At 66.9% G+C, this 14,277-nt stretch carries 15 protein-coding genes; 1 reads left to right on the top strand and 14 read right to left on the bottom strand.

Annotated features, from left to right (window positions below; all coding sequences use genetic code 11):
• The 14 genes from M2342_RS06130 to M2342_RS06065 all read right to left on the bottom strand — a co-directional run bounded on the left by M2342_RS06130 (position 1) and on the right by M2342_RS06065 (position 13,379).
• Positions 1-945, bottom strand: a complete 945-nt coding sequence (locus M2342_RS06130; RefSeq protein WP_264578438.1) for a Ku protein — start codon at positions 943-945, stop codon at positions 1-3.
• Positions 946-1,259: 314 nt separating this feature from the next.
• Positions 1,260-2,018, bottom strand: coding sequence for a prepilin peptidase (locus M2342_RS06125; RefSeq protein ID WP_264578437.1), 759 nt, complete (start codon positions 2,016-2,018; stop codon positions 1,260-1,262).
• A gap of 7 nt (positions 2,019-2,025) precedes the next feature.
• A complete protein-coding gene (gspN, locus tag M2342_RS06120; protein WP_181560233.1) occupies positions 2,026-2,748 on the bottom strand; it encodes a type II secretion system protein N in 723 nt (240 codons plus the stop codon).
• Entirely contained in the window at positions 2,745-3,224 is a 480-nt protein-coding gene (locus M2342_RS06115) for a type II secretion system protein M (RefSeq protein ID WP_264578436.1), read from the bottom strand. Before M2342_RS06115 ends, gspN begins: the two co-directional genes overlap by 4 nt.
• Complete coding sequence (gspL, locus tag M2342_RS06110; RefSeq protein ID WP_264578435.1) at positions 3,224-4,339, bottom strand: type II secretion system protein GspL; 1,116 nt, start codon at positions 4,337-4,339, stop codon at positions 3,224-3,226. The genes M2342_RS06115 and gspL overlap by 1 nt, the downstream gene beginning before the upstream one ends.
• The gene (gspK, locus tag M2342_RS06105) at positions 4,336-5,376 is read right to left on the bottom strand and encodes a type II secretion system minor pseudopilin GspK (protein ID WP_264578434.1); all 1,041 of its coding nucleotides are present in this window, start codon (positions 5,374-5,376) and stop codon (positions 4,336-4,338) included. Before gspK ends, gspL begins: the two co-directional genes overlap by 4 nt.
• Positions 5,366-6,031 (bottom strand): type II secretion system minor pseudopilin GspJ, encoded by a 666-nt coding sequence (gspJ, locus tag M2342_RS06100; protein WP_264578433.1) that lies wholly within the window; start codon positions 6,029-6,031, stop codon positions 5,366-5,368. The genes gspK and gspJ overlap by 11 nt, the downstream gene beginning before the upstream one ends.
• Complete coding sequence (locus M2342_RS06095) at positions 6,024-6,497, bottom strand: GspH/FimT family pseudopilin (protein WP_264578432.1); 474 nt, start codon at positions 6,495-6,497, stop codon at positions 6,024-6,026. The genes gspJ and M2342_RS06095 overlap by 8 nt, the downstream gene beginning before the upstream one ends.
• Positions 6,494-6,904 carry a type II secretion system minor pseudopilin GspI gene (gspI, locus tag M2342_RS06090; protein WP_413715124.1) on the bottom strand — a complete coding sequence of 137 codons (411 nt, stop codon included), beginning with the start codon at positions 6,902-6,904 and terminating at the stop codon, positions 6,494-6,496. The genes M2342_RS06095 and gspI overlap by 4 nt, the downstream gene beginning before the upstream one ends.
• Positions 6,905-6,944: 40 nt before the next feature.
• Entirely contained in the window at positions 6,945-7,454 is a 510-nt protein-coding gene (gene gspG, locus M2342_RS06085; protein WP_264578431.1) for a type II secretion system major pseudopilin GspG, read from the bottom strand.
• Between the two features lie 3 nt (positions 7,455-7,457).
• Positions 7,458-8,705 carry a type II secretion system inner membrane protein GspF gene (gene gspF, locus M2342_RS06080; RefSeq protein WP_264578430.1) on the bottom strand — a complete coding sequence of 416 codons (1,248 nt, stop codon included), beginning with the start codon at positions 8,703-8,705 and terminating at the stop codon, positions 7,458-7,460.
• 23 nt (positions 8,706-8,728) lie between these two features.
• A complete protein-coding gene (gspE, locus tag M2342_RS06075; RefSeq protein ID WP_264580000.1) occupies positions 8,729-10,273 on the bottom strand; it encodes a type II secretion system ATPase GspE in 1,545 nt (514 codons plus the stop codon).
• Positions 10,274-10,338: 65 nt separating this feature from the next.
• On the bottom strand, positions 10,339-12,516 hold the full coding sequence (gene gspD / locus M2342_RS06070; RefSeq protein ID WP_264578429.1) for a type II secretion system secretin GspD: 2,178 nt from the start codon (positions 12,514-12,516) through the stop codon (positions 10,339-10,341).
• The gene (locus tag M2342_RS06065) at positions 12,513-13,379 is read right to left on the bottom strand and encodes a type II secretion system protein N (RefSeq protein ID WP_264578428.1); all 867 of its coding nucleotides are present in this window, start codon (positions 13,377-13,379) and stop codon (positions 12,513-12,515) included. The genes gspD and M2342_RS06065 overlap by 4 nt, the downstream gene beginning before the upstream one ends.
• 201 nt (positions 13,380-13,580) lie before the next feature.
• Here M2342_RS06065 and M2342_RS06060 point away from each other — a divergent pair, with 201 nt between their 5' ends.
• Positions 13,581-14,207, top strand: coding sequence for a prolyl hydroxylase family protein (locus M2342_RS06060; protein ID WP_181560242.1), 627 nt, complete (start codon positions 13,581-13,583; stop codon positions 14,205-14,207).
• The last annotated feature ends 70 nt before the right edge of the window (positions 14,208-14,277 follow it).

The following is a 14,277-nucleotide window of genomic DNA, read 5'->3' as shown; positions in this document are numbered from 1 at the left end:
TCAGGCGCTCTTGCGGCGACTCGACCGTGATGCGGTTGCCCGGCTTCCCGCCGCCTTCGAGGCCGGAGCCTTGGCGCTCTTGCTGGCGGTTGCCCGGCTCTTGGCTGGCGCGCTCTTGGTTGTGCCGCCCTTCTTGGCAGCCCCGCCATCGCCAACCGACTTCTTGAGCGCAGCCATCAGATCGATGACATTGCTGCCGCCGGGCCGGCTCGCCTCCTCGGCATCCTCGGCATCCTCGAGAATGCGCTTGCCGCCCTTCGCCTTGCGCTTTTTCTCGATCAACCCCTCGAGCGCCTGGATGTAGCGATCCTGAAATTCGGCCGGGTGGAACGGCGCGCTTTTCTTGTCGATCAGCGCGGTGGCGAGATCGAGCAGATCGGCCTCCGGCTTGGTGTCGCCGATATCGCGGAAAAAGCCCTGTGCCTTCACCACCTCGTCGGCGTAGCGCAACACTTCCATCACCAGCCCGCGCCCGCACGGCTTGATGGAAACCAGCTGCTCGCGCCCGCGCACGGAAAGCTGGCCCAGGCCGACCTTCTTCGCCTGCCGCAAGGCGTCGCGCAGGACGACATAGGCTTCCTCCGCGAGATCGTCCGCAGGCACGACATAATAAGGCTTGTCATAATAGAGCACGTCAATCTCGCTCGCGTCGACGAACTGGACGAGGTCCAGCGTCTTGCGGCTCTCGATCTTCACGGCCTCGATTTCCTCATCATCGAGCAGCACATACTGCCCCTTGGAAACCTCGAAGCCCTTCATGATCTCGTCGCGATCCACCGGCCCAACGCCGGGCGCGACCTTCTCATAGCGGATGCGCTTTCCGCTCGGTTCATGGACCTGATGAAAGGCGATCTTGGCGCCAGAGCGCGTGGCGGAAAAGACCTCCACGGGGATCGAAACGAGCGCCAGCTTGATCTGCCCACGCCAATATGCACGCGCTGCCATGAGATACCTCCGGGAATGAACCCCGCGGCGCGGTGGTTGGTTCCCTGCGGGTCTCAAGAGGCTTGGACAAATTCCGGGATTCGGCGGAAGGCGGATGTTGCGCTCTATTTTTCAAAAGCTGCCTTTCCGGACACGACGCCATTGCGGACCTCCCCTCCGTTCGTCCTGAGTAGCTGCTGAGCCTGTCGAAGCGGCGTATCGAAGGACAAGCCCGTGCGCTGCGATGCTTCGATACGGCTCTTCGATACGCGCCTGCGGCGCACCTCAGACCCTACTCAGCATGAACGGTGAAGGTTGACCCTAACGCATCACCGTCACGGGGCGATGGTCCACGCAAGTCGAGCCGCTAGCGGTGCGGCGAGGCAGAGGAAAGTGCCAAACGGCAAGCGCATGTTCCCGGAGAGCGCGTGCCCCTTTAGACGCAGGATGACAGCCCAGATCAGCCCTCCCACGCTGGCCAGCAACAGCACGACCGGCAGCAGCTGCCAGCCGAGCCACGCCCCGATGGCGCCGAGCAGCTTGGCATCCCCCAAGCCCAGCCCATCGCGTCCGCGCAGGCGCCGGTAGCTCATGGCCAGCAGGAACAGGCCTATATAGCCGATGGCGGCGCCGATCATTCGGTCCGCAAAAGGCGCGGGCACCAGCCAGTCGCCCAGGGTGAGACCGAGGATCGCGAGCGGTAAGGTCAAGGCATCCGGCAACCAGAAATGGCGCACATCCAGCACCGCCAGCGCCAGCAAGATCCACAACGCCACCGCGACCAGGGCGGCAGCAGGCAGCGGCAAAGCCCAAGCGCTGAAGCCACCGATGAGGGCTGCACCCAGTTCCATGATCATATGCGCCGGATCGATCCGTGCCCCACAGGTCCGGCACCGCCCGCGCGTCCGCAAGGCGCTGAGCAGTGGAATGAGGTCGATCGCGCCCAATGTCCGCCCGCAGGCATCGCAGGCAGAGCGCCCGCGCATCACCGATTCGCTACGCGGCCAGCGGGTGACGATGGCGCCGAGAAAACTGCCGGCGATGAGGCCAAGGCCGCAGCCCAGCGCCACGCGCAACAGATCGGCCCCCAGCATCACGCGATCAGAACCGGCCGACGGTCCGCAGCACCTGCTCGCCATTGACCGCCTGAAAGCCGTTGGCGCCCAGCGCCGCGCCGATCAGCGGATCGGTTGTGCGCATGCGCATCGTCGCCTCATAGCTGCCGTCCTGCTTGATCCGCACGAACAGTTGCTCCTGACCGGACTGGCTGACCAGCGGCAGTTCCACCGCATCGCCTGCGCAGCGCACCGCGCCGGCAAGACCATTGGCGAGGCCCAGCCCGCTCATGATCGCTGGCACGCGCGCGCGCACGCGCCCTTCCGCCTTGGTGCACATGCCGCCGGAGAAGTGGACGGTCATATCCTCGAACTCGACCCGGCTCACCGGCAGCGGCGCCAGCGGTGCGCCGAGCGCGACCGATCCGGTCACATCGTCAACACCGCGCCGGTTGAGCCCCAGCGTGAAGGCCCCGCTGATATCATCGCGGTCACCCAGCCGCCGCACGATGTCGATGCGCACGCGGCCCACGAACAACTGGATGGGACTGAGGAACACATCCACCGTGCCCAGCTGAACACCGCGGATCTGCAACTCCTCGGCGCCTCCCCACCAGATGGGCCCGCGCAGGGATCGGGCGGCGACGCCCATATCCTTGAGGCCGAACAGCGCGAAGGCGGCATAAAGCGGCCATGTGACCAGCAGCGCGATCAGGAAGATCACGCCGAGCATGATGCGCGCCCGCGTCGTCTGGACCATCGCCATCATGGCTGTGTCTCCTGAAACACGGCCTGTACGGAGACGGTGCCTTCTGCCGCGCCGGGGACGATGCTGATCGTCTGGACCGCAACCCCGTCTGCCTCCAGCCGCGCGATCCATTGCAACAACGGCCCGACGCGAGCCGAGGCGATGTTCACGGACATGCGGCCTTGCCCCTGCTGGTCGGCGCGATCGAGCGTGAAGCCTGCTTCCGCTGCTGTCTGGCCGATGCGTTGATCGACCGCGAGGCGCTCGCCCTGGGCACGCTTTGGCGGCTTCTGGCGCAATTCCGCGACCATGGCCCGCACCGACGCATAGCGATCCAGCGCGGCGCCTTGTCGCTCCCAGCCGGCTGCCAGGCCATCATTGACCGGACGCCAGACGCCCAGCCACAGAAAGATCAGCAACGCCACGATGCCCAGCCCCGCCATGAAGCGACGCTCGGCCAGGCTGTGATTGGCCCACCAGGTCCGCAGCCCCTGCATCAGCGCACCACCGTGATATCGGCGACGATCCGCGCGCCGCGCTGCTGCACGGCGTTGGCGCTGATCCGCCAGCCGGCCTCCTGAATGGCGATCAGCACCTCATTGATCTCCTCGGCCTGATTGGCGGACAGTTGCACCCGCAGCGCGCCATCGCTGCCCTGATTGATGCTGGTGAGCGTGACATTGGTATTGACCTGCATGGCGCTCATCAGCCCGGCGACCGTGCCGGTGAACCCGCCGCGCCCGCCCCGCGCGCCGAGCAAGGCGGTCACGCGCGCCTCTGCACCGGCGGCATCGGCCACCGCAGGATCGACACTTTGCGCGATGGCCACGGTCTGCGCGTCGAGGCGGGAGGCCTCCGCATTCAGCCGAACGATGGTGATGAGCGAGACGATGAGGCTGGCCAGCAGAATGAGCCCGAGCATGATGGCCATGCGCCGCCAGCGATCCTTGCCGAACAAGGCCGGCGCGCGGCGAGCGAAGGCGCCCTGCCGCAGGTCGAGCGGTGGCGTGGCGAGCGCCAGCAGCAGCGCCTCATCGACATTGTCGGGCGGCAAACGAGTTAGCGAGGCCTCGCCGATGATGAGCGGCGCATGCGGCTCGCTGCCATCGAACGCGCTGTCACGCCCGCGCACCACATCCGCGCCGCCAATGGGCGCATGGACGAAGCCGTCCTCGGGCGCCGGCAGCAGCAATGCGGAAGGGACGAGACTTGCCTGCGCGATGCCATGCTCTGCTGCCCAGTCCACCCAATGCGTCATGGCGCTGCGGCTGGTGACGGCGACCACATGCGGCGCATCGGGATCGTCATTGGCGGCAACGGCAGCGTGAAGCTGGTCGCCATCGCCAATGCTCGCCTCCAGCGCCATCAGCCGCGCGGCGGCGGCGCCTTGCTTTGGCGTCATGCCGGGGCAGGCGATGAAGTGGAGCGTCGTCACATGCGGCGGCAGCACCAGCATGGCGTGGCCGACGGCGGGCTCGGCCTCGTTCGCCTGCTCGGGCGGAAACCACTCGGTGCCGCGCCCGCGCCGCACGATCTGCTCGTCCGCCACCCGATACCAGACCGGGGGCGTGTCGCTCTCGCGCGGCAGGACAATGACATAATCGTGCTTCAACTCTCGTCACCCCATTGGCGGCGCATCAGCCGGGCCGGCTGCGTCTCCGCATCGATCAGCACAATCTCACTCACCTGGTCTCCCCCGAGATCCGCCCGCAACGTCGCCTCGAACCAGCGCGTCTTGGCCACGGTCTGGTTCTTCACATCCTCAGGCAACGCAAGCCTGACAAGCTGCGGGAGAGACCAGAAGGCGTTCACGCTGCCATACCCATCCGCAGGGCGCTGCGCCAGCACCTGCCGCGCCTGTTCGAGCCCGAGACCGTCCGGCGCGAGCATGGCCAGCAGCACGGCCTGCCCCGGCAGCAGCGTATTGATGTTGATCGGCGAGAGGCGCGTCGTCGGCAAGGCGCAGACCCAGGGGCGGATGCGCTGATAGACCTGCGGCGTCATGGCGTTGACCATCAGCAGCTCGCTCGGATCGGCCATCAATGTGTTGGCCGCGCGATAGGGCGGATCGAACCCCGCATAATAATTGTCTTCCGCGCCGCCATTGCCCGGCTCTGAATCGCTGTCGATCCAGTCGGTGGCGGAAATCGCGATCTGGGTAGCGGCATTCTGATCCACGCCGAGCAAACGCATCAGTGCCGCGAACTGAGCGATGCCGACCGGCCGGGCAGCGAGTTGCATGGTGGACGCATCCCCCTCTACCCCGCCCGCCGGCTCCGGCCCCACGACCAGACTGTTAAGATTGAAGCAATTGCCGCGATCCACCAGCTGCACGGTCACCGCGCCGCCGGGCACAGAGATGGTCTGGTCGCGGCCCAGCCAGCCGCCCTGCAAGGTGGTGCGATCCGCGTTCACCGCCACAAGGTCGCTCACCAGATTGGCCACCATCTGCTCGCCGGTGAGCAGATAGGCGCGGCCCTGATCGGCCGAGACAATGTTGCGGGTCATCCGGCTCGCCAACGTCAGCCGATCCAGCGCGACCGCCGTCACGACCGAAAGAATGGCCACAAGCAGCAGCACGGTGAGCAGCGCGGCGCCCCGCTCGTGGGCCGGCGTTGCCGCGCTGGCATGAAGGGGGTCAGGGCGCACTGGCAGCCTCCGCGCCCTCAGCCGGGGGCTGATACATGGCCGTGCCGACCGGGAAACGCAGCGTCACCGGCACGGCGCCGCGGCGCTCCACGCTGATTTCGACGACGGTCGGCAGTTCGGTCGGCCGGGCGGGCGCCCAGCGGTCCTGCCAGGCGCCGTTGCGGGCCCGGTAGCGCAGGCTGAGCGTCGTCACATTCTCGAACAGCACGGATGGGGCCGGCGGCTGCGCGCCATCGAGCGCCGGGTAGCCGATGCGTTCCAGCCGCCCATCCCGCCACCAATATTCGATCTTTTGCAAGGTCGGTCGGCGCAATGTGGCGGGGTTGCTCCAGCCCGCGCGCACGAACTGGATCAGCGGCTCCTCGCTCTGCGCGGCACGGCCGAAGAAGGCCGGTGCGAACGTTCCGGCCTCCGTCCGGCTGATCCGCGTCACAGCCTGCGAGAGATCGGCATCGAGCAGGGACACGCCACGTTGCACATCGGCCAGCGCATCGAGATTGCGGCCGATCGCCGCCTGCCCGTCCACGCTGGTGCGCAGCAGCACGACACCGGCCGTCGCGAGCATGGCGAAGATCATCACCGCCACCAGCAGCTCGATGAGGGTAAAGCCCTCCTCGCCCGCATGGGCATGGCCAATAGCGCGCGCGTCAGTCACCGCTGGTTACCTTGCCGTCCAGCGTCATGCGCACCGGCAGTTTCTGCCCGTCCCGCTCCAGCGCAAAATCGAGCGGCTGATCGGCTTGCCCCACGCTGTCGAACATCACCCGCAGGCGCGTCTGCTGGCCGAGCGCGGCGCGGGTCTCGCCGGACCAGTCATGCGCCGCGAGCGGCCCTTCCGTGATCGGCTCCCACTGCCCCTGCGCCCGCCGCTCGAAGCCATAAGCGGTGGTGGAGACCCACAAGGCGACCGGGCGGCCGGCAATAATGGCACTGTCCCGTGCGGCACGCACGCGCCCGGTAAAACGGTCCACATCGCCCGAAACCCGCCCGCGCGGATCGGCCATGGTGAGGACAACCGCGCCCGAGATCAGCCCGATGATCGCGATGACGACCATCAGTTCGACCAGCGTAAAACCGGCAGAACCGCGCGGTGCGGGCGAAGCAGGGGCCCGCCGCATCATTGCGCGGGCCGCCCGAAGGTCAGCACGGCGGGCGATTGGCCCGGTCCGGCATCCACACGCACCGTCACGATGAGCAGCCGCCCGTCTTCCCCCTTGTCGACCCGCTGGATCCACGGCCATTTGCGACCGCCATTCTCGGCCACGCCGTTGCTGGCGCCCAGCGCCGGGGGCTGCGGATCGGTCATTCGCTCGATCATGAGGTTGCGCGCGACGATCTGCGCCATGGTGCGACTGTTGAGATCGACCGAGGTCCGCGCCGAGACGCCCTGCAGGCGCACCAGCGCCAGCGCAGCGAGGCTGAAGATGGCGAGGGCAACCAGCATTTCCAGCAAGGTGAAGCCTGCGGATGCGCATGCGCGGCGCGGCATGGGCAAGCCCTGCCGATAACCGGGCGTGCCCCGCCTCATGCCTCAATCTCCCTGACGGACCGGCGCCGGTGCGCTGCCCTTAAAGGTCGCTCGAATAGATGTCAGCATTCTCGCCCTCGCCTCCTGTCTGGCCGTCGGCGCCCAGCGAATAGACGTCGAAAGCGCCGCGACGACCGGGGGCGGCATATTGATAGGGCTTGCCCCAGGGATCGTTCGGCAGCTTCTTAACGTACCCGCCGACGCGATAGCGCTCCGGCTGCGCCAGGCCGGGCGGCGGCGCGGTGAGCGCATTCAGGCCATCGCTGGTGCTGGGATAGGTCAGGTTATCCAGCCGATACTGCTCCAGCGCCGATTCGATGACGGAGATATCGGCCTTCGCCTTGGCGACATTGCTCGTACCGAGCGCGCCGAACACGTTGATCGCCACGATGGTGCCGAGCAGGCCGATGATGACGATCACCACCAGCAGCTCGATGAGCGTGAAGCCCTGCTCGCTCGGCCGCTGCGGCCCGCGCAGGGCCGACCCGAAGGATCGCGACCGCCGTGCCTTGCGGCGGAGGGAGGAAGCGAGAAAACGCGCGAACTTCATGAGTCAGACTCCGGCACCGGTGAGATTCTGCAACTGCATGATCGGCAGCAGAATCGAGAGGATGATGATCGCCACGATACCACCCATGAGGATGATGATCAGCGGCTCCAGCATGGAGAGCGCCGCAGCGGTAAAGCTGTCGAACTCGCGCTCCAGATATTCGGCGGCGCGCTCCAGCATCAGGTCGAGCTGGCCGGCGCTTTCGCCGCTGGCTGCGAGATAGACGAGCAGCGGTGGGAATACATCGGCACGGCGCATCGCAGCGGACAGGCTGCCGCCGCCGCGCACCGACTCCACGATCTCGCTCGTCGCGGCCCGTAACACGCGGTTGTGGATGGTCGGCACGGTGAGCGAGAGGCCTTCCATCACCGGCAGGCGGCTCTGCACCATCGTTGCCAGCGTGCGGGCCATGCGCGCGGCGTGCAGATCGCGCAGCAGCCGGCCGACGAACGGCACGCCAAGCAGCATCGCATCGGCACGCAGGCGCACATCCTCATTCTTGAGCGCCCGCCAGCCGATCAGGCCAAGCGCCACTAGCACGATCAGGATGGCCCACCACCAGCTTGCCAGCAGGTTGGAGATGCCCATCACGATGCGGGTGAGCAGCGGCAGTTGCTGGCCGAGCGTATCGAACTGCTCGACCACCAGCGGGACGACGAAGATCATCAGCGAGATGATGACGATCACCGCGAACGCCGCGAGCACGGTCGGATAGGCCAGCGCCGTCAGCAGCTTGGAGCGCATGACGGCCTGCCGTTCGAGCAACACCGCCAGCCGCTCGGTGAGCATGGGCAGGCTGCCGGAGCGCTCGCCCGCCGCGATCATCGCGCGATAGAGGCCGGGGAAGCTGCGCGGGTCCATGCCCATCGCCTCTCCCAGCGTGCGCCCCTCGACCACGCCCTGATGGACTCGCGAGACGATCTCGCGGACATGCGGCTTCTCGCTCTGCCGGGTGATCGTACGCAGCGCTTCTTCCAGCGGCGAGACCTGCGCCAGCGTGGAGAGCTGGCGCGTGAACAAGGTGAGATCTTTGTTTGAGAGCCGATTGCGCTCGAAGCTGAGCAGGCTGCGCGCCGGCCGGGCCTTGCCTTCGGCCTTGGTACCCGAGGAGCCCCGCCCCTCGCCGATGCGCACCACGAACAGCTTCTTCGCCGCCAGCGCGCTGCGTGCATCGGTGGCGGTTTCCGCGCGGATCAGCCCACGCTTCTCGCGCCCGGCGCCATCGATGACGACATAGTCGAACTCAGGCATGACCGCTCTCAGGCATCACAACCTCAGGCATCGACCGCTTCGTGCCGCGAGATGCGGATCGCTTCTTCCGCGCTCGTCTCGCCGCTCAGCACCAGCGCCCGCGCTGCGGAAATCAGGTTGGGGGCATTGAGATAGGCGTGGCGGGCGATGCGCGATTCATCGCCGCCCTCGTTGATCATGCGGCGGATCGTCTCGTCCACGCGAATGGCCTCGAATACGCCGATCCGGCCCTTATAGCCGCTGTTGCCGCACTGGTCGCAGCCGTGTGGGCGATAAATCAGCGTGCCCTCATCGATGCCGAGTAGCGCGCTGACCGACTTGTCCGCCGGCGCCTGCTCGCGGCAGTGCGGGCACAGCCGCCGCACCAGCCGCTGGGCAATGACCGCGCGCAGCGTTGAGGCGAGCAGGAACGGCTCCACCTTCATGTCGCGCATCCGGGTGATGGCGCCCACGGCATCATTGGTGTGGACGGTCGAGAGCACGAGGTGACCGGTGAGCGAGGCTTGCACCGCGATCTCCGCCGTCTCCCGGTCGCGAATTTCGCCGACCATCACCACATCGGGGTCCTGGCGCAGAATGGCGCGCAGGCCGGCGGCGAAGGTCAGGCCGACCTTGGCATTGACCTGCGTCTGGCCGACACCCTCGATGGCATATTCCACCGGGTCTTCCACCGTCAGGATGTTGCGGCTGCCGTCGTTCAACTGGCGCAGGCCGGCATAAAGCGTCGTCGTCTTGCCGCTGCCGGTCGGGCCGGTGACGAGGATGATGCCGTTCGGCTCCTCCAGCGCGCGACGGAAGACGCCATCAGCGGCGCCGGTCAGCCCGAGCACATCGAGCGAAATGCCGGCATTCTCCTTGTCGAGAATACGCATGACGACCCGCTCGCCCGCCCGGCTGGGCAAGGTCGAGACGCGCACGTCCAGCAGCTTGCCGCCCAGCGTGAGGCCGATGCGGCCATCTTGCGGCACTCGGCGCTCGGCAATGTCCAGCCGCGCCATCACCTTGATGCGGCTGACGACGACCGGCGCGACATGCGGCGGCATCCGCAGCGTCTCGGTCAGCACGCCATCCATGCGCATCCGCACGACGAGGCCTGTCTCATAAGGCTCGATATGGATATCGCTGACGCCCTGCCGGGCCGCTTCGGCAAGAATGCCGTTGATGAGGCGGATCGCCGGGGCATCGTCGCCGCTGTCGAGCAGATCCTCGGCGGTCGGCAGGTCGCCGGCGATGAAATCGAGATCGTCCCCGCCCATGGCAAGCGAGCCGGCCATCGCCGCTGCCGAGCCTTCCATGGCGTAATGGTTGGAGAGATGCTTGTCGAAATCCTGCTGGCTGACGATCGAGACATCGAAGCTGCGGGCAAGATGCCGGCGCACCTCGACCAACACGCGCGGATCGGCGCCCTCCCGCATCGCGACGGCAAGGCGGGGCTGCGCCGCATCCGCATCGGCCTTGTCCGCCACCAGCACCACGCCATGCTTGCGGGCGAAGGCATAGGGAATATCGACCGGCAAGGTCTCATGAACCAGCGGCGCCGGTTCGTCAGATGCCTGCACCGGCGGCATCAGTTCAGCCGACGCGGGCACCGGCAGGGGCGCGCCTTCGGCCTGAGCGGGGCGCTCGGGCTCGCTCATGGCACGTCCGTCGTCTTGACCGCGCCCGGCCGCACGACCTGCTGGGAGCGCACCTCCTGCCCGGTCGCGATCCGCCCGTCGACCACCTGATCGCCGGGCTTGGGCTCGGCGACCGGCGGCGTCGTGCCCAGATATTCGCGCACGAGCTGATCGATGGACGGCTCGACATCCGGGTTGGCGAGCATCTGCTGGCCGCGAATATAGCCATAGCGCTGGGCGGTCATCTTGCGCGCATCGGCGCGGCTGCCGAGAATCGTCGGGCGGATGAAGACCATCAGGTTGGTCTTGGCCTTCGCCCGGCTGCGCGATTTGAACAGCTCACCGATCAGCGGAATATCCCCCAGCAGCGGGATCTTCTCGATCGTCCGGCGCTCATTCTCGTCGAGCAGGCCGCCAATGGCGAGGATATCGCCATTATCGACCAGCACCGTCGTCTCGAACTCGCGCTTGTTGATGATGAGATCGCTGCTGTTGTTGGAGACCGGCCCGGCGACGCTGCTGACCTCCTGCTTGATGAACAGCTTGATCGTCCCTTCCGAGCTGATCTGCGGCGTCACGTCGAGCATGATGCCGACATTCTGCCGCTGCACGGTGCGGAACTTGTTATCGAAATTGGGGCTGAGCGCCTCGCCCGTCGCAACCGGCACTTCCTGCCCGACGAGCATCTTGGCCTGCTGGTTATCGAGCGTGGTGATGTGCGGCGTCGAGAGGATGTTGCTCTCGGTATCCGACTGGACGGCGTTGATGATCGCGCCGAACACGCCGTTGCTGCCCAGTTCCGTCGCGATGCCGCCAAAGCCGCCGCGCGCCGCTGCCAGCGAATCGACGGCCGCGCTCTGCAGCTGATTGGCAAGGCCGCTATTCTCGGTCGTCGTGGTCGTGGTGCGCGTGCCGTCCGGCGCCACCACCACCGTTTCCGTCTGGCTCAGATTTCGGGCGGCAAGCGCGCCGGCCAGCGTCAGGATGTTCGGGCTGGCATTGGAATAGTTGGTTGCCGCAAAGCCGGTCGACGTGCTGCCGACAAGGAACTGCACCCCGAGCTGCCGCGCGGCATTGTCGCCGATTTCGACGATGATCGCCTCGACCAGCACCTGATCGCGACGGGTATCGAGCTGGCGGATCACTTCGCCAAGCATCCGCTGCGTATCGCCATTGGCCGCGACGATCACCGCATTGGCGCCCTCATAGCGCGTCACGACCGCGGGGCCGCGCCCGATGCCGCCCCCGCTCGAACTGCTCGCCGGTGTGGCGGCGGGGGCTGCGGGTGCGCTGCCTGCCCCGGCGGGCGCGCTGGGCGCATTCGAAGCGGCCGGCGTCTCCGACACCACCCCGGCCTGACCCAGCAACTGCTGCAGCACCGGCAACATCTTGTCGGCATCGGCATGTTGCAGCCAGTAGACGCGAATTTCCGTGCCGGAAGCCGCACGCCCGTCGATATCCCGCACCATCGCGGCGAGGCGCTGCACGGTCGTCGCGTCGCCGCGCAGGGCGATGCTGTTGGAACTGTCGATCGCGACGATGGTCGCGCGGGACGGCGCGCCCTCCTCGCCCGCAAGCAGCCCTTGCAGCGACGTCGCGATCTCGCGCGCGCCGGCATTTTTCAGCGTGATGAGCTGCGTGGTCGATCCGTCCGTATCCACCTGCGCGAGCACCTGCCGGATGCGCCGGATATTGTCGGCATAATCCGCCACCACGATGGAGCGGCCGGAGCGGTTGGCGGTGATCGAGCCATCGCGGCTGACCAGCGGGCGGAGCGTTTCCAGCGCCGATTGCGCGTCGATGGAGCGCAGGCGGATGACTTCCGTCACGAACTGGTTGCTGTTGGCCGCCCGGCCCACCTGCCCCGGCTGGCCAGCGGCGCCCTCGACCGGCTGGATGCGGAACGCACCGCCCGCGGCAGGCACGGCGACCAGCCCGTTGGCGCGGAGCGTCGAGAGGAAGATCTCGAAATATTCCGAGCGTGACAGCGGCCGATCCGTCACCACCGACACTTTGCCCTGCACCCGATTGTCGATGATGAACGTGCGACCGGTCACCCGCGCCGCATCCTGAATGAAAGCGCGCACATCGGCATCCCGCACATTCAGCGTCAACTGGCCGACCGCCGGCACGGCGAGCAGCAGCGCGATCATGGCGCTACCGGCGAAACGGCGGAATTTGGGAAGCAGGGTCATTGGCGTTCCGGGAGATTGAGTGAGATGGGCACGGTGGAGGCACCGCGCTCGACCATGAGGGACAGGCGCGCACCGGGCCGGAGCGCCGCCTGCAACTGGGCGATGTCGCCCATGGACGTGACCGGCCGCCCGTTGATCTGCACGATGATATCGCCGGGCCGGAAGCCGACCTGCGACAGTGCGCCGCTGTCGCTGCCGGCGTTGAGGACGATGCCGGTGACTTTCCCGTCCTGATTGCGCGGCGCCATGTTGACCGCCTTCATCACCGAATCGGGCGTCAGCGCCGCGGCAGGCGCCTGCGGGCCGGCGCCGGTCATCATCTCCGGCGGCATGGCAGGGCCGCCCTCGGCCGGCGGCGCGGGCACCACGGGCGCGTCGCCACCGGACTGATCGATGTAAAGCGTCTCGCCGACACCGCCGCGCTCGATGACGACATGATCGAACTGCACGGCCTTGAGGATGATGCCCGGGGCGATCTGATCGCCCACGGCATAGCTGGCCTGCTCACCCGCCTCATTTGCGATAATCGCCGAGCCCTGGCCCGACGCCTCGTTGAGACGGATGCCGAACAGACGGAACGGCAGGGACGTGACTTGCTGCACGCCACCGCCCGCGCTCGCGCCGTTGCGGAAGAACGGATCGAAGCCGGCGAACAGGGCGCTCCGCGCATCCGCGGAGACGAGCACCGGCTCGCGCGCGCGCCAGTCGCCGAACAGGCCAACCGGCGTGCCGAGCGCCCAGAGCAGCCGGGCGATCTGAATGATGAGGACGACGAGCAGCACCGCCTCGATCCATTGACCGAGGCTGGAAGAACCGGCGGGCCGGCCCTGTCGCGCGCGCCGAATGAGATCGGTCCACCGCATCCTAGATTTGATGCCCTCCAGCAAAGCAAGCGCTGCCTATGCGCGGTGTATGACTGATCCGTTTCACCATGGTTACCAAAAAATGACAACCGGCGCTGAGATGCGCCGAATGGCCGGTCGGACGCCGTCTACCCCACAAAAATAATCGCCGTGGAGCGGTTGATCCGGCTCCGCTCCCGTTGCTAGACGCACCGCTAAGCCATGTCGATGCTCGACGCACCTCTTCTTGCCGGTCAGCCGGGCATTCAGCGCCTCCCTCGGCGCGACCTCACGCTGTTCGTGAAGAAGGGTTTTCTCGATTCGGACGAATGCGCAGGGCTGATCGATCGCATCGAAGCCAACCGCCGGCCTTCCACCATCGCCGATGATCTCGGCTATGAAGCCTTCCGCACCAGCGAGACCTGCGATCTGGAGGATAGCGACCCGTTCGTCGCCGCGATCAACGCCAAGCTCGCGGCCTATAGCGGCATCGATCCCGCGCAGGGCGAACAGTTGCAGGGGCAGCGCTACGCGGTGGGTCAGGAGTTCAAGGCGCACACCGATTATTTCGAGCCGGGCGGCATGGATTTTGAGCGCTATTGCGGTCGCTCGGGCAACCGCACCTGGACGTTGATGGTCTATCTCAACCAGCCCGCCGCCGGCGGCGCCACGCGCTTCACCCAGGTCGACAAGATGATCCAGCCGGAAACCGGCAAGCTGGTCGCCTGGAACAATCGCCTGCCGGACGGGACAATGAACCCGGCCACCATCCATCACGGCATGAAGGTGCGCTCGGGCGTGAAGTACATCATCACGAAATGGTATCGCGAGCGCATCTGGGCGGGGTAAGCCCGGCGCGGTCCCCATCCCGATCAAGCCCGCGCGCGAAAAAGGGCGACCATGGGGCCGCCCTCCTTCG

The organism is Sphingobium sp. B8D3A, assembly GCF_025961995.1.
Taxonomy (GTDB): Bacteria; Pseudomonadota; Alphaproteobacteria; order Sphingomonadales; family Sphingomonadaceae; genus Sphingobium.
Note: the sequence above shows the minus strand (reverse complement) of the source record. Positions and strands in the feature narration are given on the sequence as shown.